22 protein-coding genes are annotated in these 23582 nt (G+C 61.3%); 15 read left to right on the top strand and 7 right to left on the bottom strand.

The genetic code is table 11. From position 1 onward, the window contains the following. Positions 1 to 5 precede the first annotated feature (5 nt). On the bottom strand, positions 6 to 707 hold the full coding sequence (ctrA, locus tag M1E12_RS12610) for a response regulator transcription factor CtrA (RefSeq protein ID WP_054148338.1): 702 nt from the start codon (positions 705 to 707) through the stop codon (positions 6 to 8). Positions 708 to 1141: 434 nt separating this feature from the next. Here ctrA and M1E12_RS12605 point away from each other — a divergent pair, with 434 nt between their 5' ends. Then, positions 1142 to 1492 carry a hypothetical protein gene (locus M1E12_RS12605; protein WP_054148339.1) on the top strand — a complete coding sequence of 117 codons (351 nt, stop codon included), beginning with the start codon at positions 1142 to 1144 and terminating at the stop codon, positions 1490 to 1492. Between the two features lie 89 nt (positions 1493 to 1581). Here the strand turns inward: M1E12_RS12605 and M1E12_RS12600 are convergent, their stop codons facing one another. After that, the gene (locus M1E12_RS12600; protein WP_479562037.1) at positions 1582 to 1869 is read right to left on the bottom strand and encodes a GNAT family N-acetyltransferase; all 288 of its coding nucleotides are present in this window, start codon (positions 1867 to 1869) and stop codon (positions 1582 to 1584) included. 107 nt (positions 1870 to 1976) lie between these two features. Here M1E12_RS12600 and M1E12_RS12595 point away from each other — a divergent pair, with 107 nt between their 5' ends. Then, entirely contained in the window at positions 1977 to 2426 is a 450-nt protein-coding gene (locus M1E12_RS12595; RefSeq protein ID WP_479562036.1) for a paraquat-inducible protein A, read from the top strand. 96 nt (positions 2427 to 2522) lie between these two features. On the opposite strand, the gene sciP is transcribed toward M1E12_RS12595, so the two are convergent. Next, entirely contained in the window at positions 2523 to 2798 is a 276-nt protein-coding gene (gene sciP, locus M1E12_RS12590) for a CtrA inhibitor SciP (RefSeq protein WP_007606379.1), read from the bottom strand. Positions 2799 to 3199: 401 nt separating this feature from the next. On the opposite strand from sciP, the gene M1E12_RS12585 reads away from it, so the two are divergent. Next, positions 3200 to 3940 carry a helix-turn-helix transcriptional regulator gene (locus tag M1E12_RS12585; protein ID WP_113458430.1) on the top strand — a complete coding sequence of 247 codons (741 nt, stop codon included), beginning with the start codon at positions 3200 to 3202 and terminating at the stop codon, positions 3938 to 3940. A gap of 71 nt (positions 3941 to 4011) precedes the next feature. On the opposite strand, the gene M1E12_RS12580 is transcribed toward M1E12_RS12585, so the two are convergent. Together M1E12_RS12580 and cysQ are read right to left on the bottom strand one after the other, a co-directional pair. Next, on the bottom strand, positions 4012 to 5037 hold the full coding sequence (locus tag M1E12_RS12580) for a DUF2793 domain-containing protein (protein WP_479562035.1): 1026 nt from the start codon (positions 5035 to 5037) through the stop codon (positions 4012 to 4014). A 123-nt stretch (positions 5038 to 5160) separates the two neighbouring features. After that, positions 5161 to 5964 (bottom strand): 3'(2'),5'-bisphosphate nucleotidase CysQ, encoded by an 804-nt coding sequence (cysQ, locus tag M1E12_RS12575; RefSeq protein WP_479562034.1) that lies wholly within the window; start codon positions 5962 to 5964, stop codon positions 5161 to 5163. Between the two features lie 219 nt (positions 5965 to 6183). On the opposite strand from cysQ, the gene M1E12_RS12570 reads away from it, so the two are divergent. From M1E12_RS12570 to M1E12_RS12550, 5 genes are all read left to right on the top strand, one after another. Further along, positions 6184 to 7437 (top strand): sarcosine oxidase subunit beta family protein, encoded by a 1254-nt coding sequence (locus M1E12_RS12570; RefSeq protein WP_310241674.1) that lies wholly within the window; start codon positions 6184 to 6186, stop codon positions 7435 to 7437. A gap of 9 nt (positions 7438 to 7446) precedes the next feature. Further along, complete coding sequence (locus tag M1E12_RS12565; RefSeq protein WP_479562033.1) at positions 7447 to 7728, top strand: sarcosine oxidase subunit delta; 282 nt, start codon at positions 7447 to 7449, stop codon at positions 7726 to 7728. Next, positions 7725 to 10682 (top strand): sarcosine oxidase subunit alpha family protein, encoded by a 2958-nt coding sequence (locus M1E12_RS12560; RefSeq protein ID WP_479562032.1) that lies wholly within the window; start codon positions 7725 to 7727, stop codon positions 10680 to 10682. Before M1E12_RS12565 ends, M1E12_RS12560 begins: the two co-directional genes overlap by 4 nt. A 10-nt stretch (positions 10683 to 10692) precedes the next feature. After that, on the top strand, positions 10693 to 11244 hold the full coding sequence (locus M1E12_RS12555) for a sarcosine oxidase subunit gamma (RefSeq protein WP_479562031.1): 552 nt from the start codon (positions 10693 to 10695) through the stop codon (positions 11242 to 11244). 78 nt (positions 11245 to 11322) lie between these two features. Continuing rightward, complete coding sequence (locus M1E12_RS12550) at positions 11323 to 12438, top strand: metallophosphoesterase (RefSeq protein ID WP_479562030.1); 1116 nt, start codon at positions 11323 to 11325, stop codon at positions 12436 to 12438. Between the two features lie 75 nt (positions 12439 to 12513). Here the strand turns inward: M1E12_RS12550 and M1E12_RS12545 are convergent, their stop codons facing one another. Continuing rightward, a complete protein-coding gene (locus M1E12_RS12545; RefSeq protein ID WP_479562029.1) occupies positions 12514 to 13716 on the bottom strand; it encodes a multidrug effflux MFS transporter in 1203 nt (400 codons plus the stop codon). A gap of 121 nt (positions 13717 to 13837) precedes the next feature. Here M1E12_RS12545 and M1E12_RS12540 point away from each other — a divergent pair, with 121 nt between their 5' ends. Beyond that, positions 13838 to 14473 (top strand): TetR/AcrR family transcriptional regulator, encoded by a 636-nt coding sequence (locus M1E12_RS12540; RefSeq protein ID WP_479562028.1) that lies wholly within the window; start codon positions 13838 to 13840, stop codon positions 14471 to 14473. 101 nt (positions 14474 to 14574) lie between these two features. Here M1E12_RS12540 and M1E12_RS12535 read toward each other — a convergent pair whose 3' ends face one another. Beyond that, positions 14575 to 16308, bottom strand: coding sequence for a methyl-accepting chemotaxis protein (locus M1E12_RS12535; protein WP_479564878.1), 1734 nt, complete (start codon positions 16306 to 16308; stop codon positions 14575 to 14577). Positions 16309 to 16564: 256 nt separating this feature from the next. Between M1E12_RS12535 and M1E12_RS12530 the strand changes: the two genes are divergently transcribed. From M1E12_RS12530 to M1E12_RS12505, 6 genes are all read left to right on the top strand, one after another. Further along, on the top strand, positions 16565 to 18991 hold the full coding sequence (locus M1E12_RS12530; RefSeq protein WP_479562027.1) for a GcvT family protein: 2427 nt from the start codon (positions 16565 to 16567) through the stop codon (positions 18989 to 18991). A 274-nt stretch (positions 18992 to 19265) separates the two neighbouring features. Further along, positions 19266 to 20168: a branched-chain amino acid ABC transporter permease gene (locus M1E12_RS12525; RefSeq protein ID WP_113458422.1), complete on the top strand. Its 903-nt coding sequence runs from the start codon at positions 19266 to 19268 to the stop codon at positions 20166 to 20168. 49 nt (positions 20169 to 20217) lie between these two features. Next, entirely contained in the window at positions 20218 to 21567 is a 1350-nt protein-coding gene (livM, locus tag M1E12_RS12520; RefSeq protein ID WP_479564877.1) for a high-affinity branched-chain amino acid ABC transporter permease LivM, read from the top strand. Then, positions 21567 to 22439: an ABC transporter ATP-binding protein gene (locus tag M1E12_RS12515; protein WP_479562026.1), complete on the top strand. Its 873-nt coding sequence runs from the start codon at positions 21567 to 21569 to the stop codon at positions 22437 to 22439. The genes livM and M1E12_RS12515 overlap by 1 nt, the downstream gene beginning before the upstream one ends. After that, on the top strand, positions 22439 to 23167 hold the full coding sequence (locus M1E12_RS12510; RefSeq protein ID WP_136538253.1) for an ABC transporter ATP-binding protein: 729 nt from the start codon (positions 22439 to 22441) through the stop codon (positions 23165 to 23167). Before M1E12_RS12515 ends, M1E12_RS12510 begins: the two co-directional genes overlap by 1 nt. Positions 23168 to 23185: 18 nt before the next feature. Further along, positions 23186 to 23539 (top strand): DUF6867 family protein, encoded by a 354-nt coding sequence (locus M1E12_RS12505; RefSeq protein WP_479562025.1) that lies wholly within the window; start codon positions 23186 to 23188, stop codon positions 23537 to 23539. Positions 23540 to 23582 lie beyond the last annotated feature (43 nt).

The following is a 23582-nucleotide window of genomic DNA, read 5'->3' as shown; positions in this document are numbered from 1 at the left end:
AGGCCTCAGGCCGTTTCCATGTATTCCGCGCCATCCGGCTCTCGCAGCACATAGCCACGGCCCCACACGGTTTCGATGTAGTTTGCGCCGCCGGCGGCGTTTGCAAGCTTCTTGCGCAGCTTGCAGATGAAGACGTCGATGATCTTCAGTTCCGGCTCGTCCATGCCACCATAGAGGTGGTTCAGGAACATTTCCTTGGTGAGCGTGGTACCCTTGCGGAGCGAGAGGAGCTCCAGCATCTGGTATTCCTTGCCCGTCAGGTGAACGCGCTGACCACCGACTTCGACGGTCTTGGCATCGAGATTGACGATCAGTTCACCGGTGATGATGATCGACTGGGCGTGACCCTTGGAGCGACGAACGATCGCGTGAATGCGGGCAACCAGCTCGTCCTTGTGGAAAGGCTTCGTCATGTAGTCGTCGGCGCCGAAGCCGAGACCGCGCACCTTGTCTTCAATGCCTGCCATGCCGGAAAGGATCAGGATCGGCGTCTTCACCTTGGACAGGCGAAGAGTGCGCAGCACCTCGTAGCCGGACATATCGGGCAGGTTCAGGTCGAGCAGAATGATATCGTAGTCGTAGAGTTTCCCGAGATCGACACCTTCTTCGCCGAGATCGGTAGTGTAGACGTTGAAGCTCTCGGACTTGAGCATCAGTTCGATGCTCTGCGCCGTCGCGCTATCGTCTTCAATGAGTAGAACCCGCATATTTATCCCCTTTACCGCCGCCGAAAGGTCAAGTTGGCCCCCTACGCGATACGGATCCAGTCGTTGCCTGATTTGAAGGCTGCCACCAATTGGTTAACAAATTCTGATTCCCTCTGGCAAGGTGTATCGAATTTATTAAGCAAAGATATCAGCCTCCTGATTCTTCATGTGTTTCGGTCATCGCCACACCTGAATCAGCGCCTCAGGAATCCCCTGTAACCGATTCATTTGACTCATCATTGTCAGGAGCTCTTTTCGGGCTCTGGCATTTACTGACCCTTAAGTGATCGGGCTTATCATTAACGATGCCCGTAAACGAAAGGTTACCAAGGGTAGCTTTTTGTTAACGCCGCGGACTTTTTTTGGACGAATCGGTGGCGGGTGTGTTGAGTAGCAAGTGTGGCGGGGGATCTCGCATCACGGGAGTATTGCGTATGAAGTCGCGTGAGAGCCTGGTACGCCTGAAGGGATTTCAGGTCACCGAAAAGCGTCGGCAATTGCAGCAGTTGCAGTCTATGATGTCGGAGTTCGAACGGATGGCGAAGGAGCTCGAGGCTCAGATCGGCATCGAGGAAAAGAAATCGGGCATCACCGATCCCAATCATTTCGCCTATCCCACCTTCGCCAAGGCAGCTCGCCAGCGTGCGGACAATCTTCAGGTCTCGATCCGGGAACTGAAGGTCCAGCAGGAAGCGGCCGAACTGGCGTTGGAAGAGGCTGAAGCGGAATACCAGAAGGCGGCCGCTCTCGAAGAGCGCGATGGCCAGATGCGTGTCCGGGCCTGAATAACGCTATTCAGTCTGGTTGAGATTTCGAAAGAGAAGGCGGTCGCGGGTAGTCCCGCGTCCGCCTTCGTTCGTTTTCAAGAGACGTGTCAGCTCTTGCGGACGTCGTTCCAATCCGGGTGACGATCCATCTGCGCCTTCATGAAAGGGCAGAGGGGGATTATCTTCCAGCCACCCTTGCGGGCTTCGGCCACCGCATGTTCCGCGAGCGCCTGGCCAGCGCCCGTGCCGCGCATATCCGCGGGCACCTCTGTGTGATCAATGATGATCAGGGTGTCCGAGGCGCGGGAAAAGGTCATGATCGCAGGCTGTTCAATTCCCTCGACGCGGCCGTCATAACGCCCGCCGGATCCGGCTTCTTCACTGGTGATCTGCATCCTTGCCTCCTGTTGCCGTGGTCATGGCCTTCTGCTTAACATCGGGCTCAGCGGACCGGCAACGACATGGTCGGACACGCAGTGTTCGATATCGGAAGGGGTTCTGTTTGCTGGTCTGGTTGAACGCACTGCTTCTCGTCGGTGCTTCCTTTGCTTTCGCGCTCGGCATCACTCTTCCGCTGATGCGATTTGAGAGTTTCTATCTTTTTTCTACAGATGCCTCGCTCGTTGAGGTCATTCTCTCGCTCTGGTCGGGTGGCGACGGTTTGTTGGCCTTGCTTGTCGGCCTCGTTTCGATCGCCTTTCCGCTGGTCAAACTCCTGCTGGTCGCGGCTGAACAGTTGGCGAAGGATGGGGCAGCGCGCGAGGGGTTGCTCGATCGGCTGGTCCCGGTCTTGTCGAAATGGTCGATGATGGACGTGCTTCTGGTCGCGATTGTCATCTTCGCGACGAAGACCAGCGGTCTGGCGCAGGCCTTTACGCAGCCGGGGCTCTGGTTCTATGCCGGATCGAGCCTCGCCGTCGTGGCCTTGAGCGCGTTGGACAGAAAAGCCTAAGCCCAGGAATCATGAAACCGGCAGGCTGGGCCATGCCGGTTCAGGAATGTGTCTTGTCAAAGTATCGTCGTGCCGGCCAGGCCGGCACCAAAGGTACTAATGGCGATACTGCTGAATGCGGGTGGTGCGCAGGCCCGGCAGGCCGTGATCGCTGATGGAGGACTGCCAGGAGAGAAACTCTTCCACGGTCAGCGTGTAGCGTTCGCAGGCTTCTTCCAGGCTCAAGAGGCCGCCACGCACAGCCGCGACAACCTCAGCCTTGCGGCGGATCACCCAGCGGCGTGTATTGGCCGGCGGAAGATCGGCAATCGTCAGGGGGCTGCCATCGGGGCCGATGACATATTTCACTCGGGGGCGGATCATTTCGGTCATTGGACTCTCTATACAAACTCAAGACCACACACCCTGATACTAGGACCGATGCTTTAAAATTTGCCTAAGCCCATTGTAAGCATTTGATAATAATTTTCGCGATGCGGGCCCACCAAGATTCGGAGGGTTTTGCGCAAGTTGAGTAAACTTGCGGCAATTGCATAGGAGTTATGCGGCTCCAGTGACTGGTGCCCGTCCGGGATCTGTGGCATTGGGCGCCCATCAAGAAAACCATGCCGGCTGATCCGTCAGTCGTGAGGGCAATGTCGAGCCAAGCGGATCCTCGTTCGAGCCGCAAGACCGGCGACAGGCCCAGATGATACCCGTTCCTCAATGGAACGACTCAAAGTCCATAAACATTCAGATCCCGATCGGACGAACGTCTGGTCGAAAGGAGTTTTATGTTCAGGCCAACTGATGTGACGAGCGGTCACAGTCTTGGTGACGGTCCTGCCGTTTTTCAGAGCGAAGCGCTCTCCACGGGGTCGTGGGGTCGGGAGCTTTTCTCGCTCGGGCGTGCCTATGGCTTTCGCCACTGTCTTCTCGCGCGCTTCCCGAAGGCTGACAGCCCGGAATTCTCGGCCAATCTCATCGTCTGCACCTGGCCGGACGAGTTGAGGCTGGGCTACGAGGCGGCGGAAGTCTATGCCGGCAGCCAGCTGGTGGCGCGGATCAAGCAATCGATCCTGCCGATCTACAGCGAAGACAATCTGTTCCTCGGGACCGCCGGATCGGAAGCCCGCCAGCCGGTGGCGCCGCTCTTCCAGAATTTCGACCTCGGCGCCTCGCTCGCCTACAGCCTCTACGACCGCAATCAGACCCAGTATATCCTGGTCTTCTCCGGACGGGCGACAGAGCCCGAACGCCAGCAGATCGCATCGCTCCAGCTGAGCGCGATGGAGCTGCTCGACGCCGGCGTCGAGGCCCTGGTGCCGCGTCTTGGCCCCAAGGAAAAGCTTTCTGCTCGCGAGATCGAATGTCTGCGCTGGTCGGCCGCCGGCAAGAGCAGCGACGAGATCGCCATCATTCTCGATATCTCGAGCCACACCGTGGTCAGCTATCTGAAGAGTGCCATGCGCAAGCTGGAAGCGGTCAACCGCATGCAGGCCGTGGCGCGCGCCTGTCGTTATCGTCTCCTCTGAGACGCCAATACACCAGCAGTAGGATCAGGCGCCGGCATTGCGTGGCGCCTCTTTTTTATGTCCGCCTCAGGTCACAGCAGGGCGAGGCAAAGTTCCGTCTTGCCATAGCCGAACTCGTATTGGATCGTGCCGAGATGGCGAAGCGTCAGCGCGTCACCAGCATCGAGCCAAACGAGGCCGACGCTGCTCGACGATCCCGCACCTCCGATATGGCTCAAGACATCCGCCGTACCATTGCGGCTCACATGGACCGTGTGGGTGCCGGTGCTGATCGCCCGGACGGAGAGCGACAGAAGGTAAAGGCCGGAGGTCGGAACGATGAGCGGACGCCCATTGCCCGAAGAGAGCAGCGAGCCCAGCGAAACGTCTCCGCCCGAAAGATGCAGCGTGTCGAAGCCGGTGAAACTGCCGGCCACAGGTGTCAGCGTCGCCGTGTTGAGGGCTGCGCGGGCGAAGGGACGCTGGTCTTGGCGGACATAGCCTTCCGGCGTCACGCTGATTGCCTGTCGCCAGCCGGTCACATCACCATTCACCTTGAGGGAAAAGCGATCCTCGCCGGCGAGGCCCATTTCGGCGCGGCCCTGCCAGTTCGACTGGAAGATCAGGCTCGCCGTCTCTGACGTGCCTGATTTGTTGACCGTCAGGCGATGGCTGTCGCCGGCGTGATTGAGGAGGGTCGCGGGGGCCGAGACTGACAGCCTGTTGTAGCTATCGGCATCGGCGGCAATCCCGAGGCGGTCGAAGCGGGCCGCATCGGGCAGGGGCGTGTCGATCCAGTCCGTCCCGTCGTAGAGCTTCAATCGTTCCTCTTCGAGAAAGACCGCCGACCAGCCGGGCCTCGGCGCAATGAAGAGCCAGACGCCATCCTGAAACAGCGCAAGCGTCCCGGCATGACCTGTCCACAGACCGGTAGCAGGAGAGGTGACCCAATGCACTTCCCCCTCGGCAGGTTCTGCCGGCGGAATGGCTGCGCTGGTTGCGACAACCATCTGCACCAGCGCGTCGAGCCGCTGAAGTGCTTCGTTGTGGGTCACATGTTTCTGCGCCTGCGCGGGCAGGATGAAGGGCAGGGCGAGATTGGCAGTTGTGTCGGACATGGTCTCTCCTTCGGTTTCGGCTGCCGAGGCAGCGCGGTGTGAAGGGGTAAGTCTCCGTCATGTCCGACGGTGGGGGACGAAAATCGCAAGCCCCCTTTGAATTCACTCAGGAAATCAAAAAAGTCATCCCCGCTCTTGCGGGCGTCCTGTGGCGATGAAAGGCGGGTTTTCGAAGGGGCGCAGGCCGGCCAGACGCTTTCCGTAGGTGAGGGGTGCGCCGTCTTCGGTGGAAACCATGCCGCCCGCGGCCCGCAACACCGCATCGCCTGCGGCAGTGTCCCATTCCATCGTTGGACCAAAGCGGGGATAGATGTCGGCCAGCCCTTCTGCCACGAGGCAGAATTTCAGCGAGGAGCCGACCGTCTTGCGCTCCATGATCTCGGACTTTCGAATATAGGCTTCCGTCGCCTCGCAATTATGCGATCGCGAGACGAGGGCGGCGGGCGAGGGGCTCTTCTTGCGCGCGGCGATCTGCAGACGGGCGATAATCGCATCCGCTTGGTCGAGCTTCACCTTTTCGGCTTTGCCGGAACCGCCGAGGAACAGGGCGCCGAGGGCCGGGGCGTGAACCACGCCGAGAACGGGTGTTCCGTCCTCGATCAAGGCGATGTTGACGGTGAAATCGTCATGGCCGCCGATGAATTCGCGCGTGCCATCCAGCGGGTCGACCAGGATGAACCGGCCGCCGCTGATGTCGGGAATGCGGCCGGCGGCGACTTCCTCCTCGGCAACGACCGGAATATCCGGCAGATCGCGCGACAGCGCATCAAGGATCACGCGTTCGGCAGCCTCGTCGGCTTCGGTAACCGGCGACTTGTCGCTCTTCAGGCGCACATCGGCCCCGGCTTTATAGATGTCCAGAATGACCCGACCTGCGGCGATCGCGCTCGCTTCAAAAAGTCCGAGTATGTCTGTCCTGTCACGCACCTGAACCGGGCTCCCGATCACATCCTCTCCGATGTAACGCGGTCATCGCTGCTTGGAAAGTGCGCGCTGTCTCAGCGCCCGGTCAGCACCTGATGTTTCTGTGCTGCACTGCAATCAAACCTGTGTTCCATGTCTCAAACAGCATAGTTTTTGTCCTGATCGCGCTTGCTCTTTGTGACGCCTATGCGAATGTGACGCGACATTTGCAGAGGTTGTTCGATGCGTTATTCCGCCCTTTCGATCTTCCGCCAGGCGCTTTCCGGCAACCGGAACTGGGCGCCGATGTGGCGCGAGCCGCAGCCGAAACCGCATTACGACGTCATCATCGTCGGGGGCGGCGGGCATGGTCTTTCCACTGCCTATTACCTCGCCAAAGAATTCGGCATCACCAATGTCGCGGTGATCGAGAAGGGTTATCTCGGTGGCGGCAATGTCGGGCGCAACACCACGATCATCCGCTCGAACTACATGCTGGAGGGCAACGAGCCCTTCTACGAACTTTCCATGCAGCTCTGGGAAGGCCTGGAGCAGGACTTCAACTACAATGCCATGGTTTCCCAGCGCGGCATCGTCAATCTCTTCCATTCTGACGGCCAGCGCGATGCCTATGCGCGGCGCGGCAATGCGATGATGATGCATGGGGTGAAGGCTGAGCTGCTCGACCGCGAGCAGGTGCGCCAGATGATGCCCTATCTCAACTTCGATCATGCGCGCTTCCCGATCATGGGTGGTTTGCTGCAACGGCGCGGCGGCACGGCCCGTCATGACGCGGTTGCCTGGGGCTACGGGCGCGGTGCCGACGAGCGCGGTGTCGATCTCATCCAGCATTGCGAAGTCACCGGCATCCGCCGCGACGAACTCGGCCAGGTGACCGGCGTCGAGACGACGAAGGGCTTCATCGGCTGCAACAAGCTGGCGCTGGCGACGGCCGGCCACACGTCGGTCACCGGCAAGATGGCGGGGCTCGATCTGCCGATCGAGACGCATGTGCTGCAGGCCTTTGTCTCGGAAGGCATCAAGCCCGTGATCGACAATGTCATTACCTATGGCGCGGGGCACTTCTATATCTCGCAGTCCGACAAGGGCGGTTTGGTCTTCGGCGCCGACATCGACTACTATTCCTCCTATGCCCAGCGCGGTAATCTCGCGACCGTCGAGCATACGATCGAGGAGGGCGTGTCGCTGATCCCTGGCCTGTCCCGGGTTCGCGTGCTGCGCGCCTGGGGTGGCGCCATGGACATGTCGATGGATGGCTCGCCGATCATCGACCGTACGCCGATCGACAATCTCTATCTGAATTGTGGCTGGTGTTACGGGGGCTTCAAGGCAACACCGGCATCCGGCTTCTGCTTCGCCCATCTGATTGCCAAGAACGAACCCCATCCCGTGGCCCGCCTGTTGCGCCTCGACCGCTTCGAGCGCGGCTTTGCCGTCGACGAAGGCGGCAAGGGTCCACAACCGAACCTGCATTGAGACATCGCCATGGCCAGCCTGATTACCTGTCCGCATTGCGGCGTCCGTCCCAAGGAAGAATTCAGCATTCGCGGTGACGCGAGCCCGGTCCGCCCGGCTCCGGGTGCGTCCGACGATGCCTGGAACGCCTATGTCTTCATCCGTGACAATCCGAAGGGCCGGATCATCGAGCACTGGCATCACACGGCCGGCTGCCGGCGCTGGCTGGTGGTCGAGCGCGACAACGCATCGAGCCATGAGGTCTATAGTGTGACCGATGCGAGCGAATACGCGAAGGAGGCCGCACGATGAGTGGTTACCGGCTTTCCTCAGGCGGGCTTGTCAACCGCGCCCGCACGCTTTCCTTCACCTTCGATGGCCAGACCTATACGGGTTATGAGGGCGATACGCTGGCCTCGGCGCTGATCGCCAACGACCAGCTGCTGGTCGGCCGCTCCTTCAAGTATCACCGCCCGCGCGGCATCGTGACGGCCGGTTCGGCGGAGCCGAATGCACTGGTCACCATCGGCAAGGATGGGCGCACCGAGCCGAATACACGGGCGACCGTGGCCGAGCTCTATCAGGGGCTCGAGGCCAATAGCCAGAACCGCTGGCCGTCGCTGAAATACGACATCGGCGCGGTCAACAGCCTGTTGTCGCCATTTCTCTCGGCAGGCTTTTACTACAAGACCTTCATGTGGCCGAAGGCCTTCTGGGAAAAGCTCTATGAGCCGATCATCCGGAAAGCCGCGGGCCTCGGCAAGACGCCGTTCATCGCCGATCCGGACCGCTACGAAAAAGCCTGGGCGCATTGCGACCTTCTGGTGATCGGGGCCGGCCCCGCCGGCCTGATGGCAGCGCGGGCTGCGGCGCGGGCCGGGCTGCGCGTTATTCTGGCGGATGAAGGCTTCCGGCTGGGTGGTTCGCTGCTGTCCGAGCGTGTCACCGTCGGCGGCGTGCCTGCGGCAGACTATGCTGCCTCCGTCGTCGAGGAGTTGAAGAGCCTTTCGAACGTCACGCTGATGCCGCGCACCACCGTGTTCGGCTGGTACGACGACAATGTCTTCGGCGCCGTCGAAAAGGTGCAGAAGCATGTCGCCCAACCCTCGGGCGAGCTGCCGGTCGAACGCGTCTGGCGCATCGTCGCCAAGCGGGCGATCCTCGCTTCGGGTGCAGAAGAGCGGCCGCTGGTCTTCGGCGGAAATGACAAGCCGGGTGTGATGACCTCGGGCGCTGTCAGGACCTATCTCAATCGCTATGGCGTGGCCGCCGGCCAGAACGTCGCCATCTTCACCAATGGCGGTGCGGGGTATCGCACGGCGGCGGACCTCATCGCTGCCGGTGTGGGTGTCGCTGCCATCATCGACGGGCGGACACAGTCGGCTGATGTTGCGCCATCAGGCGTAAGGGTCATCCGTGGTGGCTCCGTCATCGACACCAAGGGGTATTACCGGATCAAGGGGCTGATCGCCGAACGCATGGGCCATCAGGAGGAGATCGCCTGCGATGCGCTGTCCATGAGCGGCGGCTATAGCCCGATCGTGCATCTCGCCTGTCAGCGCGGCGCCAAGCCCACCTGGTCTGACGAGCACCAGGCCTTTCTCGCGCCCGATGTGGGGCAGGGGCTGCGGATCGCAGGCTCGGCTGCCGGCCATGCCTCGCTTGCCGCTGTGTTGCGCGATGGTGCGGACAAGGCCCATGAGGCGATCGGTGATCTCCGGCGTCTCGTCGGCAACGTCGACGTGCCGCAAGTCGAGGGCGAATATGATGCGAGCTTTGCGCCGCTCTGGTATGTGCCGGGCGCCAAGTCGAAGGCCTTCGTCGACTTCCAGAACGATGTGCATGTGAAGGACTTAAGCCTTGCCCAGCGCGAGGCCATGGGTCATGTCGAGCACACCAAGCGCTATACGACCGGCGGCATGGCAACCGATCAGGGCAAGCTCGGCAATGTCGCGACGACCGGCATCATGGCCGGCATGCGTGGCGTGTCGCCTGCCGAGATCGGCACCACGACCTTCCGGCCCTTCTACACGCCCGTCTCCTTCGGGGCGATGGCGGGCACCTCACGCGGTGAACATTCGCGGCCCGTGCGCACCTCGCCGCTGCATGGCTGGGCGAAGAAAAACGGCGCCGTCTTCGTCGAATCCGGCCTCTGGTATCGCTCCTCCTGGTTCCCGCGCGATGGCGAAAAGACCTGGCGCGAAGCCGTCGACCGAGAAGTCCTGAACATCCGTGCCAATGCCGGCATCTGCGATGTCTCGACCCTCGGCAAGATTGAGATCTTCGGCAAGGATGCGGCGGAATTCCTGAACCGCGTCTATTCCAATGCCTTCCTCAAGCTGCCGGTCGGCAAGGCGCGCTATGGCCTGATGCTGCGCGAAGACGGGATGATCTACGACGACGGCACGACGAGCCGACTGTCCGACGAACATTTCTTCATGACCACGACGACGGCCTATGCCGGCGAGGTGATGTCGCATCTGGAATTCTGCTCCCAGGTTCTCTGGCCGGATCTCGATGTGCGCTTCGTCTCCTCCAGCGATCAGTGGGCGCAGATGTCGGTTGCCGGTCCGAAGGCTAGGATCATTCTCGAACAGATCATCGAGGACGATATCTCCGACGAAGCCTTCCCCTTCCTCTCGGCCCGCGAGGTGCTGCTCAAGGGGGGCTTGAAGGCGCGGCTCTTCCGCATCTCCTTCTCCGGCGAACTCGCTTTTGAAGTGGCAGTGCCCGCCAATTATGGCGAAGCGATCGCCGATGCGATCATGGCGGCCGGCAAGCCGCATGGCATCTGCGCTTACGGCGTCGAGGCGCTGAACGTGCTGCGCATCGAAAAGGGCTTCATCACCCACAGCGAAATCGATGGGCGCACGACGCCCGACGATGTTGGCCTCGGCAAGATGTTCTCGACTCAGAAGCCCGACTTCATCGGCAAGCGGCTGTCGAGCCGCTTCGGCCTGACCGCCGCCGATCGTCCGCAACTCGTCGGCCTGAAGCCCGTGGATCGGGACAAGAGTTTCGCTGCCGGTGCGCATCTTCTGAAGGAAAACATCAAGCCGTCGACGCTGAACGACCAGGGCTGGGTGTCCTCTGTCTGCCACTCGCCGACGCTCGGGCATACGATCGGGCTTGCCTTCCTCAAATCCGGCCGCGAGCGGCTGGGCGAGAAGATCGTCGTCTGGGACGGCTTGCGCGGTTCGGAAGTGTTGGCGGAAGTCGTCAGCCCCGTCTTCTATGATCCCGACAACAAGAAACTGAACCTGTGAGGATCCTGCCATGCCGGTGACCTATGCCGCCCGTCACGTGCTCGAGGACCACATTTCCGGTTTCGAGGCGACGCCGAACCCTCATCATCTCGCCATCCTCCGGGCCGTCTCCGTGTTTTCGGTGCTCGCCCATCCGGGCCACGAGGCCGATATCGACGAGGCGCTGACCAATCTCGAAGACGTGCATGTCCGTTTCTGCGGACCGGGCGAATGGCTCGTCGTCAGCGAGACCGTTGCCGCTGATACGATCGCGCGGCAGCTGTCTGACCTCGGCAGCGCCCGCGCCGCCTTCGTCGACCAGAGCGACGGGCGCGTGGTGCTGCGCATCCACGGGCCAAAGATCCGGTCGATCCTTGCCAAATGCACCGCGATTGACCTGCATCCCGATCTCTTCGAGATCGGCCAGTCGGCCAATTGCCAGATCTGCCACGTCGCTGCGAACCTCGCGCGCACAGGGCAGGATGCGTTCGAGATCATCGTGATGCGCAGCTTTGCGGGCTTCCTCTTCGACGAGATGCGCGAGATGGGGCGGGAGTTTGCGCTGACGGCGGGGTTTGCGTGAGGGGCTGACCCTTCCTATGTTCGGGTGAACTGCCTGCGCTGTTTCTGCGTTTCAGGCAGAAAGGATCCCGCCACCCTCATGTTTCATCTTATGTTTTCGCTGCCATGGCTCATCGTGGCGTCCCGTTTCATCGCCCCCTTGCCGTGGCCGTGGTGGGTGAGGCTGCTGCTGGCAGTCTTCCTGCTGTTTGCCTCGCAATATCACCTGTTCAGCCGCTTCACCTCCGGATCGGTCTTTGCGCCGGAATTTCCGCGGCCGCTGGTGATCGGCTTCAACCTGTTCTTCGGGGCGATCGTGCTCCTGGCCGCGATGCAGGTGGTCCTCGATATCATCAGCATCCTGATTTTCGCCGTCACCTGGTCCTTCCCGGCCGTGCCCCCGGAGGTGCGCTATGGCATGGGGATTGCGGCGCTTGCGCTCGCGAGCTTCGGCATCAGCCAGGCGATCCGGGTGCCGCCGGTGAAGCGGATCGAGGTCAGCATCCCCAGCCTCTCACCCGATCTCGACGGCTACCGGATGGTGCAGTTGACAGACATGCATATCAGCCGGCTGTTTACCGGCCGATGGGCGAGTGCTGTCGTTGAAAAGACCAACGCGCTCGATGCCGATCTCATCGTCATCACAGGCGACCTGATCGACGGCAGTCTCGATATCCGGCGGGAGGATATCGCGCCGCTGGCGGGCCTTAGCGCGCGGGATGGGGTACTGACCGTGCCCGGCAATCACGAGTATTTCTTCGAGGTGGATCGCTGGCTTGACCATTTGCCGTCGCTCAACATGCGGATCCTCGCGAATGAGCATGCGGTGATCGAGCGCGGGGAGGGCAAGCTGGTCATTGCGGGTGTGACCGATCTTTCGGCGCGGTTTACCGGGGCGGTCGAGCCTGATCTCGGCAAGGCGCTTGAAGGTGCCCCTGCCGATGCGCCCGTCATCCTTCTCGATCACCAGCCGCGGCTGGCCGAGCGGGCGGCGAGCCACGGTGTTGCCCTCCAGCTGTCCGGTCATACCCATGGTGGCATGGTGCGCGGGCTGGACCAGATCGTCGCCCGCGCTAATAACGGTTTCGTTTCGGGCTTCTATGAGGTTGGTCAGATGCAGCTCTATGTGAACAATGGTACAGGGCTCTGGCCGGGCTTTGCGCTTCGGATCGGTGTGCCGGCGGAGCTGACGGAGTTCACGCTGCGGCGGATGTAGGCCATCCACAATTACAAACGAAAAAGCATCAGCCGCCGGTTTCTGACCGGCGGCTGATGCGTTTCGGAGGTCGTGTCAGGCGGCGGCTGTTTTGGTGACCGTTGAAGGTCCGAAGGTGAAAATGGCGATTGCGGCTGTTGCTACGGCGCACGCGGCCATGACGCCAATCATGGGAAGGGCTGTCCCATCATCGAGCACGCCGATGGCGAAGCTGCCGAGCGCGCCAGCGCCGAAGCCGAGTGCACCCATTAGGGCCGCTGCCGTGCCCGAGATCGCGCCATGGGATTCCATGGCGAGGATGTTGCAGGTTGGCATGATGCCGCCGACCCCCATGACCATGATGAAAAGCAGAATGCAGACCGGGACCAGCGAGGCGATGCCGGCCAGCTGCAGGCCGAGCAGAATGAGGCCGGCGGCCGCGTAGATGGTCGCGCTCAGCTTGACCACGCCACGCACGCCGATCCGTTCCGCAAGGCGGGGGGCAAGCTGCGCGCCCATGCCGATGCCGATTGCGTTCAGGCTGAAGATGACCGAATAGGCGAGGGGCGAGAGGCCATAGACATTGATCAGCACGAAGGACGAGCCGGCGATATAGGCGAAAAAGCCGCCCTGGGCGAGCGCGAGTGCGCCGGCATAGGGAATGAAGCTGCGGGTGAAGAGCAGGCGACCATACCAGTGCAGGGCGTCGCCCGGGCGGCTCATGGCGCGCAGTTCGGGCATACGGGTTTCCGGCAGCATGGTGATGGTGATGACGGCGACAACCACGCCAAGCGCACCGAGGAGCGCGAAGATCAGCCGCCAATCGCCCATCTGCAGCACGAGGCTGCCGAGCAGGGGCGCCAGTACCGGGGCGATGCCGAGCACAAGCACGACCATGGACATCAGACGGGCGGCAGCCTGTCCGGTATGCACGTCACGGATCGAGGCGGTGGCGATGACCATGCCGATTGAGCCGCCGATGCCCTGCAGGAAGCGGAAGACGAGGAGCCCCGTGGCGCCGGTGGAGAGCACGCATCCGATTGAGGCGAGAACGAAGATCACCAGCGCCAGATAGATCATCGGCTTGCGACCGGTCTTGTCGGAGAGAGGACCGTAGAACAGCTGGCCGAGCGTGAAGCCGGTGAAATAGGTCATCATGCTCAGCTGGATGTTAGCATCCGTTGTGGCGAGGTCCTTTGCCATGCGGGGCATGGCGGCTACATACATGTCGGTCGCAAAGGGGCCAAGAGCACAGACGGCCCCCAGCGCGATGGCAAGTGCGGTGTTCTTGTTCTGCATGGTCTTTGTCTCTTCGGCGGCGGGGGTTGAAACGTGGAATTGGAAACGATATCGTTTCCTTGGGGAGATAGGAAACGAAATCGTTTCTTATTGTCAACCGGAATCTTGTGGGATGGCAGGCATGACGACGGCTTCAGCAACGGTGGGACGGCCCCCAAGCCTCGCGGACGACGACCGCAAGGCCTTGATATTGCAAGCAGCGGAGGCTGTTTTCGACAGTCTCGGTTATGGCGATGCAACGATGGAAGAGGTGGCGCGCGCCTGCGGCATGGCTAAGAAGACGGTTTACAAGTTCTTCCCGGACAAGGCCTCGCTCTTCGGAGCGCTGGTCGATAGCCATGATGTGGCTGTCATCGACAGCCGCGCTGCGACGGGTGAAGAGCAGCCGGAGGCGCGTCTGGTCCGGCTACTGGAGGATGTCGCTGCAGCGATCCTCTCGCCCCGCCAGATCACGCTGACACGGTTGGTGATCGCGGAGTCGATAAAATATCCGGAGCTTGCGCAGCGCTTCTACCGGGATTGCGTCGAGAAGACGATGAGCCATGTTGCTCAGGCTCTGGCCAGCGATCCGTCACTTCGCCTGCCGCGTGGCCTCGATAACAAGGCTTTCGCCGACATGCTCGTCTCGACGCTGCTCGGCTCCATCCATCTGCGCGCGCTGATGCTTAACCTGTCCCGCAAAGCCCTGGAGGAGGAATTGAGCGGGCGGGTGCCGCTGGTGATGGATCTGATTGTCCGGAGCTCGTCGGCGCGCTGAGCCGCGGGCAGGGGAGATGAGAACCGCCCGCACTGGGAAGCGCGGGCGATCTGGAGTTTCAACGGAGGCGTTCTCCGGTGCGCAGGATCTGCGATCCAGTGTCAGGAGGCCGCGCGATAGGCGGGCTGTCCGAGACGGGCAGCACGCTCGGCCGGTGTCCAGACGTCCTTGCCGCCTTCCCGGATCTCGCTGCGGCGGTTCAGCTTGAAGCGCTTCACGAGGTCGGCGAGCACACTTGCCCCGTCCGATACGGCTCGGCTGATCTCGGTCGATTGCGTCACCATGGCCGCGTTGGCCTTGGTCATGTCGTCGACCTCGCTGACAGCGCCGTTGATCGCCTCGAGAGCGGCAGTTTCTTCCGCTGCCGATCGTGCGATGCGGTCGACATTCTGATCGATATCGGACACGAACTTCTCGATCTCCTGGAGAACGCGCCCGGTCTCGCCGACGAGGCGGACACCCTCCTGCACCTCGGTTGCAGAGGTGTTGACCAGGGCCTTGATTTCCTTGGCGGCATTCGCCGATCGCTGGGCGAGTTCACGCACTTCCTGCGCGACGACGGCAAAACCCTTGCCGGCTTCGCCCGCGCGGGCGGCCTCGACCCCGGCATTGAGTGCGAGCAGATTGGTCTGGAAGGCGATCTCATCGATCACGCCGATGATCTTGCCGATCTCGTTCGAGGCGCCCTCGATGCGCTCCATGGCGCTGACGGTATCCTTCACCACGGCCACAGAGGATGTGGCAGCCGTGCGGGCTTCCATCGCGATCTTGCGGGTTTCCCGGGTGCGCTCGGTTGCCGTCCTCAGCTTGTTCGTCGCTTCGGAGAGGGCCGCTGCCGTCTGCTCGAGGGCGGCGACCTGCTGATGGGTGCGGCCGGACAGTTCCTCGGCCGAATGTCTCATCGAGCTGCCGTTGCGCGCGAGTTCATAGGTCTGGTCGAGCACGCCCGAGAGCGTCTGCTGGAAGGCGCCGATCGAGGCGTTGAAGTCGCGGCGAAGCGGCTCGAATTCGGCGCTGAAGGGCTGGTCGAGCGTCATGCGGATATTGCTGTCGGCGAGGCGGCCGAGGCCGGCGCCGAGTTCCTCGATCACCCGGATGCGCTCGGTGACGTCGGTCGCGAACTTCACGACCTTCAGCACCTTGCCGTCGGTGTCCATGATCGGATTGTAGGAAGCCTGGATGTTGATCCGCTTGCCACCCTTGCCGAAGCGGGTGAACTGGTCGGCGACAAACCGGCCTTCACCAAGGCCCTTCCAAAAGTCGCGATACTCGATCGAGGCCGCGTAATCCTTGTCGCAGAAAATGGAGTGATGGCGCCCGACGATCTCCGACAGGCTGTAGCCCATGGCGCCGAGGAAATTCTCGTTGGCGTGCAGGATTTCGCCCGTCGGGGTAAACTCGATGATGGCCTGGGCGCGATCGAGCGCTGCCAGCTTGCCTTCAGCATCGAGCGACTTCAGCTTCATGGCGGTGATGTCGGTGGCGAACTTGACGACCTTGTGCGGGCGACCACCCTTCAGCACAGGATTATACGTCGCCTCGATCCAGATTTCGCGGCCGCCCTTGGCCACGCGCTTGTATTGTCCCTGGCCAAAATTGCCGGCGGCGAGGTTGCGCCAGAACTGCTTGTAGTCGGCGGAGGCAGCTTCGGTTGCGGTCACGAACATGCGGTGATGCTGGCCGACGATATCGTTCAGCTGATAACCGAGCGCCTTCAGGAAGTTCTGGTTGGCGTGAAGAATGCGGCCTTCGAGGTCGAATTCGATGATGGCTTGGGATTTTTCGAGGGCGTCGAGAATGGACCGGGCATCGCTGCCAAAGGCGAAAAAGGACATACGCATCTCTGGGTTCTAAAACGCGGCCAGGAGTTCATTGCCGCCCGCAGATGATTATATCTGCTAACTTACCGAACCCTTAAAATTAGGTGGACTTGTCGTGTTAGGTTGACACATTGCCCGGACAGGGCCGCCGCGCTGAGAACATTGCCTGTCATCCATGCGACATCTTTCGTCGCAGCATGGTCTTCTGGCTTTCATGCGCGCGATCTAGCTTTGCGACATCAATCTTTGCTGCCAAGGGGAGCGTTTTTCCATGAAGAGCCATGCGCGTGTCGTCGTCATCGGCGGGGGTGTCGTCGGGTGTTCGGTCCTGTACCATCTGACCAAGTTCGGCTGGACCGATGTGGTGCTGCTCGAGCGCTCCGAGCTGACCTCCGGCTCCACCTGGCACGCGGCCGGCGGCATGCACACGATCAACGGTGACCCGAACGTCGCCAAGCTGCAGAAATACACGGTCGAGCTCTACAAGGAGATCGAGGAATATTCCGGCCAGGATATCGGCCTGCACATGACCTCGGGCCTGATGCTCGCCGCCACCAAGGAACGCTTCGACTGGATGAAGTCGTTGCTTGCCAAGGGCAAATATGCCGGCGGCGAGGCGACGCTGATTTCCGCGCAGGAAGCCTATGAGATGATGCCGCTGCTTAATCCCAAGCAGTTCGTCGGTGCGGTCTTCGATCCGCATGAAGGGCATCTCGACCCTTACGGCACCACCCATGCCTATGCCAAGTCGGCGAAGAAGAACGGTGCGGAAATCTATCTGCACACCAAGGTCGAGGATCTGGTGCAGCTCGAAGACGGCACCTGGCGTGTCATCACCAACAAGGGCGAAATCCGCGCCGAGCATGTGGTGAATGCCGCCGGTCTCTGGGCGCGCGAAGTCGGCCGCATGGTCGGACTGGAACTGCCGGTGCTGGCCATGGAGCATATGTATCTCATCACCGAGGACATGCCCGAGGTGATCGAGTTCAACAAGACCACCGGCAAGGAGCTGATGCACTGCGTCGACTTCGATGGCGAGATCTATATCCGCCAGGAGCGCAACGGCATGCTGATGGGCACCTATGAAAAGGACTGCCGTCCGTGGTCGCCGATCGAGACGCCCTGGACCTTCGGCCATGAGCTTCTGGCGGAAGACCTGGAGCGCATCACCAACGAGCTGGAAATCGGCTTCCGCCATTTCCCCGCCTTCAACAACGCCGGCATCAAGAAGATCATCAACGGCCCCTTCACCTTCTCGCCGGATGGTAACCCGCTGGTCGGTCCGGTGCGCGGCATGACGAACTTCTGGTCTGCCTGCGCGGTCATGGCCGGCTTCTCCCAGGGCGGTGGCGTGGGGCTCGCGCTTGCCCAGTGGATCATCGAAGGCGATCCGGGCTTCGATGTCTTTGCCATGGATGTCTGCCGCTACGGCGATTATGCGACGCTCGCCTATACCAATGCCAAGGTGCGCGAGAACTATTCCCGCCGCTTCTCGATCCGTTATCCGAACGAGGAACTGCCGGCAGCCCGTCCGCTGCTGACGACGCCGATCTATGACAAGCTGAAGGAAGCCGGTGCTGTCTTCGGGGCCTCCTATGGTCTGGAGACGCCGCTCTGGTTTGCGCCTGAGGGTGTCGAGGACAAGTTCTCCTGGCGCCGTTCGACCGACTTCGAAGCGGTCGGCCGCGAGGCCAAGGCTGTGCGCGAGAGCGTCGGCCTGATGGAGACCTCCGGATTTGCCAAGTATATGGTGAGCGGGGAGGGCGCGCGCGACTGGCTGGACCACATGCTCGCCTGCAAGCTGCCGGAGGTTGGCCGTATGGCGCTGGCGCCGATGCTGAACGAGGCCGGCAAGCTGATCGGCGATTTCACGGTTGCCAACCTCGACGATGAGGATTTCCTCGTGATCGGCTCCGGCATCGCCGAAGACTATCACATGCGCTGGTTCGAGAGCCATTTGCCGGAAGACGGCTCCGTCGATGTCGAGGCGCTGAACCTCAGCCTGGTCGGCCTCTCGATTGCGGGGCCGAAGTCACGCGACGTTCTGGCCAAGCTCACCCATCTCGATGTCTCGGATGCGGCGCTGCCCTTCATGGCGATCCGCGAGATGGATCTCGGCATGGCACCGGTGATGCTGGGTCGCGTCAGCTATACCGGCGACCTCGGCTACGAGATCTGGATGCGGCCGGAATACCAGCGCTACGTCTTCGAGGCGCTGATGGAGGCTGGGGCCGAGTTCGGTATCTCGCTCTTCGGTCTGCGTGCGCTCAATGCACTCCGGCTCGAAAAGAGCTTCGGCAGCTGGTCGCGGGAATACCGCCCGCTTTACGGGCCGCTCGAGGCCGGCCTGTCCCGTTTCGTTGCGCTGAAGAAAGAAGCGAGCTTCATCGGCAAGCAGGCGGCGATGGAGGAGAAGCTGTCCGGCGGCGCGCTCCGCCTGCGCACCTTCATCGTCGATGCCAAGGATGCCGATGTCATCGGCGACGAGCCGATCTCCTACAAGGGCGAGGTGCGCGGCTGGGTGACCTCGGGCGGCTTTGCCCATCCGAGCGGCGTATCGGTCGCCATCGGCTATGTTCCAAAGGAGATCGCGGACGAAATCGAGGGCTGGGAAGTGGAAATTCTTGGGGAAATCCTGCCGGCTCGCCTGCAGCCTCAGTCGCTTTTTGACGCCAACGGGTCGCGAATGAGAAACTGAACCGTTTTCGGCAAAAGTGGGCTTGCATTAGTTCCGGCACATGAAGAGCAGGTCGCCTCACGCGACCTGCTGATTTCCTAAGCTTTTTCTGCTGCTTTTTTGTGTGACCTGTCATTTCCCGGCTCAAACCACCTGTTAACAGTAACATTTTGTCTGATGCATGCCTTTTTGGCTTCACATTTTCGGACAAAGCGATATGGAATCCCCCGACGCCTATGCCCGCAAGGGATAACAAAATGAGACGCAACAGTAAGGCGCGTCCGGGGGATAATATATGGAGTACTTTGCCCAGCAGCTCATCAACGGGCTGACTCTTGGTTCCATCTATGGCCTTATCGCTATTGGCTATACGATGGTTTACGGCATCATCGGCATGATCAACTTTGCCCATGGTGACATCTTCATGCTTGGCGGCTTTGCCGCTCTCATCGCCTTCCTGGTCCTGACATCCTTCTTCGCTGGCGTTCCCGTGGCGATCGCGCTGTTTGTGATGTTGATCGTCGCGATGCTGATGACCAGCCTGTGGAACTGGGTCATCGAACGGGTTGCCTATCGGCCGCTGCGCGGTTCGTTCCGCCTTGCGCCGCTGATCACTGCGATCGGCATGTCGATCGTTCTGTCCAACTTCATCCAGATCTCGCAGGGTCCGCGCAACAAGCCGATCCCGCCGCTGGTCAGCGACGTCGTGCATTTCGGCAACATCACCATCGCGCTCAAGCAGGTGATCATCGTCCTCGTGACCGTCGTCCTGCTCGCGGCCTTCTGGTATATCGTCAACAAGACCCCGCTCGGCCGCGCCCAGCGCGCCACGGAACAGGACCGCAAGATGGCGGCTCTGCTCGGCGTCGACGTTGACCGCACGATTTCCATCACCTTCGTGATGGGTGCGGCGCTCGCGGCTGTCGCTGGCACGATGTACCTGATGTATTACGGTGTTGCCTCGTTCCACGACGGCTTCATTCCGGGCGTCAAGGCCTTCACCGCCGCCGTTCTCGGCGGGATCGGCTCCCTGCCGGGCGCCGTGCTCGGTGGCCTGCTCATCGGTCTGATCGAGTCGCTCTGGTCCGCCTATTTCAGCATCGCCTACAAGGACGTCGCAACCTTCGGCATCCTCGCATTCGTGCTGATCTTCAAGCCCACCGGCATCCTCGGACGTCCGGAAGTCGAGAAGGTTTGATCCCATGACTACTTCTGCAAACGTAAATGGTGCCGCGTCGTCCGGCACAATGGCGCGCGCCCTCAAGGAAGGGTTGTACGCAGGTATCATCGCTCTTGGCCTGTTCTGCCTCTATATCGGCATCAAGACCGATCAGAACATGGCCAATGAGCTGGTGTGGTACACGCGTCCGGGTCTGCTCGCCTCCTTCGTCGTGATCGCCGCCGTCGGTCGCTTCGCCATGGTCGCCTTCATCGCGCCGTGGTTCGCGGCTCGCCGTGAAAAGAAGTCCGCTTCCGTTCCCGTGCACGAGATCGACGCCCAGCCGTCTTTCTTCAAGGCGCATTTCCTCAAGATCGCGCTCGTCGCGCTCATCCTCTACCCGCCGGTCATCGTTGCGCTGACGGGTGTTCAGGGCTCGCTCAAGTATGTCGACAACTTCGGCATCCAGATCCTGATCTACGTAATGCTTGCGTGGGGCCTCAACATCGTCGTCGGTCTCGCCGGTCTGCTCGATCTCGGCTACGTCGCCTTCTATGCGGTCGGAGCCTATTCCTACGCGCTGCTGGCCCAGAACTTCGGCCTGTCCTTCTGGATCCTGCTGCCGCTGGCCGGCATTCTTGCCGCCTTCTGGGGCATCATCCTCGGCTTCCCGGTGCTGCGTCTGCGCGGCGACTACCTCGCCATCGTGACGCTTGCCTTCGGTGAAATCATCCGACTGGTGCTGATCAACTGGCAGGACGTGACCCGCGGTACCTTCGGTATCTCGAGCATTCCGAAGGCCACCTTCTTCGGCCTCGAGTTCAACGCATCGCCGGATGGCTTTGCCAAGACCTTCGGCCTGCCGATGTCGTCGGCCTATTACAAGATCTACCTCTTCTACGTGATCCTGGCGCTGTGCTGCCTGACGGCCTATGTCACGATCAAGCTTCGCCGCATGCCGATCGGCCGTGCGTGGGAAGCGCTGCGTGAAGACGAGATCGCCTGCCGCTCGCTGGGTATCAACACGGTGACGACCAAGCTCACCGCGTTTGCGATCGGTGCGATGTTCGGCGGCTTTGCCGGCTCCTTCTTCGCCGCCCGTCAGGGCTTCGTCTCTCCGGAAAGCTTCGTCTTCCTCGAATCGGCTGTTATCCTTGCCATCGTCGTTCTCGGCGGCATGGGTTCGCTGACGGGGATCGCGGTTGCAGCCATCGTCATGATAGGCGGTACGGAAGCGCTGCGCGAGATGGAGTTCCTCAAGGTCATCTTCGGCCCCGACTTCACGCCGGAACTGTACCGCATGATCCTCTTCGGCCTCGCCATGGTCGTGGTCATGCTGTTCAAGCCGCGCGGCTTCGTCGGCAGCAGAGAGCCGACGGCCTTCCTCAAGGAACGCAAGGCCGTCTCGGGCAGCTTCACCAAGGAGGGTCACGGCTGATGGCCTCCGGGAACACGACAATGAGCAATGACACGATCCTGAAAGTCGAGCATCTGTCGATGCGCTTTGGTGGCCTCATGGCCATCAACGACCTGTCCTTCGAAGCCAAGCGCGGCGAAATTACCGCGCTGATCGGGCCGAACGGTGCCGGCAAGACCACGGTCTTCAACTGCATCACCGGCTTCTATCGGCCGACCATGGGCATGATCAGCCTGACGCAGAAGTCCGGTGACACCTATCTTCTCGAGCGCCTGCCGGACTTCGAGATCCCGAAGAAAGCCAAGGTGGCGCGGACGTTCCAGAACATCCGTCTCTTCTCCGGCCTCACGGTTCTCGAGAACCTTCTTGTGGCGCAGCACAACGCCCTGATGAAGGCATCGGGCTACACCGTGCTCGGCCTGCTTGGTCTGCCGGCCTACAAGAAGGCGGAGTCGGAATCGATCGAGAAGGCGCGCTACTGGCTCGAGAAGGCGGACCTCATCGAGCGTGCCGACGATCCGGCGGGTGATCTTTCCTACGGCGCGCAGCGTCGTCTGGAGATCTGCCGCGCCATGTGCACGGGGCCCGAGCTGCTATGCCTGGACGAACCGGCCGCCGGTCTCAATCCGAAGGAATCTCTGGCGCTCAACACACTGTTGCGCGCGATCCGCGATGAAGGCACCTCGCTGCTGCTGATCGAGCACGACATGTCCGTCGTCATGGAGATTTCCGATCACGTCGTCGTCCTGGAATATGGCCAGAAGATCTCCGACGGCACGCCTGATCACGTCAAGAACGACCCGAAGGTCATCGCGGCCTATCTGGGTGTCGAGGATGAAGAATTGGAAGAAGCGATCCACGAAGTCGAAGCCGTAGCGGGAGGAGAGCACTGATGTCCTCTCAACCGATACTCAAAGTTTCCGGCGTCGAGACCTATTACGGCAACATCCGCGCGCTCGCGGGCGTCGATGTCGAAGTGCACAAGGGTGAGATCGTTTCGCTGATCGGTGCCAACGGTGCCGGCAAGTCGACCCTGATGATGACCATCTGCGGCAGCCCCCAGGCGCGTGCCGGTCAGGTCATCTTCGATGGTGAGGACATCACCAAGCTGCCGACCCATCTGATCGCGCGCCGTCGCATTGCGCAGTCTCCGGAAGGTCGCCGCATCTTCCCGCGCATGACCGTCCTGGAAAACCTCCAGATGGGCGCGGGCCTCGACGATCTGAAGTTCTTCAAGGAGGACGTGGAGAAGATCTTCACCATGTTCCCGCGCCTGAAGGAGCGTCAGAACCAGCGTGGCGGTACCCTGTCCGGGGGCGAGCAGCAGATGCTCTCGATCGGCCGCGCGCTGATGTCCCGTCCGAAGCTCCTGCTTCTCGACGAGCCGTCGCTCGGTCTGGCACCGCTGATCGTCAAGGGCATCTTCGAACAGATCAAGCGGCTCAACAAGGAAGAAGGCCTGACCGTGTTCCTCGTCGAGCAGAACGCTTTCGCCGCACTGAAGCTTTCCGACCGTGCCTATGTCATGGTCAACGGCAAGGTGACGATGAGTGGCTCGGGTAAGGAGCTGCTGGCCGATCCGTCGGTCCGTGCGGCCTATCTCGAAGGCGGCCATCACTGAGCGCGGGGAGTAATTGACATGCAAGGTTTGTTTTTCGAAAGCGACACGACCGTCCGTCTCGTGCTGCGTTTCCTCGTTCTGCTCCTCGGCTTCTGGACCGCCTGGCGCACGGGCAAGGCCGCGGCTGACGGGTGGAACGGCTATGGCACGGTCTTCGTCTATGTGCTCGGACTGGGTTTTGCGATGCGGTTCCTGCACTTCTCGCTGTTTGCCGGACCGTTCCTGAGCCCCTTCTATTACGTCATCGACCTGGTGCTTCTGCTGGTGTTTGCCGTGGCTGGTTTCCAGGCGCGCCGCACCACGCAGATGGTCGACAACTACTACTGGCTCTACGAGAGAACTTCGTATTTCTCGTGGAAGAACAAAGATTGACAAGCCGTTGTTTTCTGTCGCAGATTGGCGACAGAGGGCTGCG

This window comes from Rhizobium sp. K33 (genome assembly GCF_056501445.1).
Note: the sequence above shows the minus strand (reverse complement) of the source record. Positions and strands in the feature narration are given on the sequence as shown.

What these genes read in the sequence shown, in the direction of transcription:
- ctrA (WP_054148338.1), bottom strand. Translation starts at nt 707, where the DNA reads ATGCGGGTTCTACTCATTGAAGACGATAGCGCGACGGCGCAGAGCATC.
- M1E12_RS12605 (WP_054148339.1), top strand. Translation starts at nt 1,142, where the DNA reads ATGAAGTCGCGTGAGAGCCTGGTACGCCTGAAGGGATTTCAGGTCACC.
- M1E12_RS12600 (WP_479562037.1), bottom strand. Translation starts at nt 1,869, where the DNA reads ATGCAGATCACCAGTGAAGAAGCCGGATCCGGCGGGCGTTATGACGGC.
- sciP (WP_007606379.1), bottom strand. Translation starts at nt 2,798, where the DNA reads ATGACCGAAATGATCCGCCCCCGAGTGAAATATGTCATCGGCCCCGAT.
- M1E12_RS12585 (WP_113458430.1), top strand. Translation starts at nt 3,200, where the DNA reads ATGTTCAGGCCAACTGATGTGACGAGCGGTCACAGTCTTGGTGACGGT.
- M1E12_RS12580 (WP_479562035.1), bottom strand. Translation starts at nt 5,037, where the DNA reads ATGTCCGACACAACTGCCAATCTCGCCCTGCCCTTCATCCTGCCCGCG.
- M1E12_RS12570 (WP_310241674.1), top strand. Translation starts at nt 6,184, where the DNA reads ATGCGTTATTCCGCCCTTTCGATCTTCCGCCAGGCGCTTTCCGGCAAC.
- M1E12_RS12565 (WP_479562033.1), top strand. Translation starts at nt 7,447, where the DNA reads ATGGCCAGCCTGATTACCTGTCCGCATTGCGGCGTCCGTCCCAAGGAA.
- M1E12_RS12560 (WP_479562032.1), top strand. Translation starts at nt 7,725, where the DNA reads ATGAGTGGTTACCGGCTTTCCTCAGGCGGGCTTGTCAACCGCGCCCGC.
- M1E12_RS12555 (WP_479562031.1), top strand. Translation starts at nt 10,693, where the DNA reads ATGCCGGTGACCTATGCCGCCCGTCACGTGCTCGAGGACCACATTTCC.
- M1E12_RS12550 (WP_479562030.1), top strand. Translation starts at nt 11,323, where the DNA reads ATGTTTCATCTTATGTTTTCGCTGCCATGGCTCATCGTGGCGTCCCGT.
- M1E12_RS12545 (WP_479562029.1), bottom strand. Translation starts at nt 13,716, where the DNA reads ATGCAGAACAAGAACACCGCACTTGCCATCGCGCTGGGGGCCGTCTGT.
- M1E12_RS12540 (WP_479562028.1), top strand. Translation starts at nt 13,838, where the DNA reads ATGACGACGGCTTCAGCAACGGTGGGACGGCCCCCAAGCCTCGCGGAC.
- M1E12_RS12535 (WP_479564878.1), bottom strand. Translation starts at nt 16,308, where the DNA reads ATGTCCTTTTTCGCCTTTGGCAGCGATGCCCGGTCCATTCTCGACGCC.
- M1E12_RS12530 (WP_479562027.1), top strand. Translation starts at nt 16,565, where the DNA reads ATGAAGAGCCATGCGCGTGTCGTCGTCATCGGCGGGGGTGTCGTCGGG.
- M1E12_RS12525 (WP_113458422.1), top strand. Translation starts at nt 19,266, where the DNA reads ATGGAGTACTTTGCCCAGCAGCTCATCAACGGGCTGACTCTTGGTTCC.
- livM (WP_479564877.1), top strand. Translation starts at nt 20,218, where the DNA reads ATGGCGCGCGCCCTCAAGGAAGGGTTGTACGCAGGTATCATCGCTCTT.
- M1E12_RS12515 (WP_479562026.1), top strand. Translation starts at nt 21,567, where the DNA reads ATGGCCTCCGGGAACACGACAATGAGCAATGACACGATCCTGAAAGTC.
- M1E12_RS12510 (WP_136538253.1), top strand. Translation starts at nt 22,439, where the DNA reads ATGTCCTCTCAACCGATACTCAAAGTTTCCGGCGTCGAGACCTATTAC.
- M1E12_RS12505 (WP_479562025.1), top strand. Translation starts at nt 23,186, where the DNA reads ATGCAAGGTTTGTTTTTCGAAAGCGACACGACCGTCCGTCTCGTGCTG.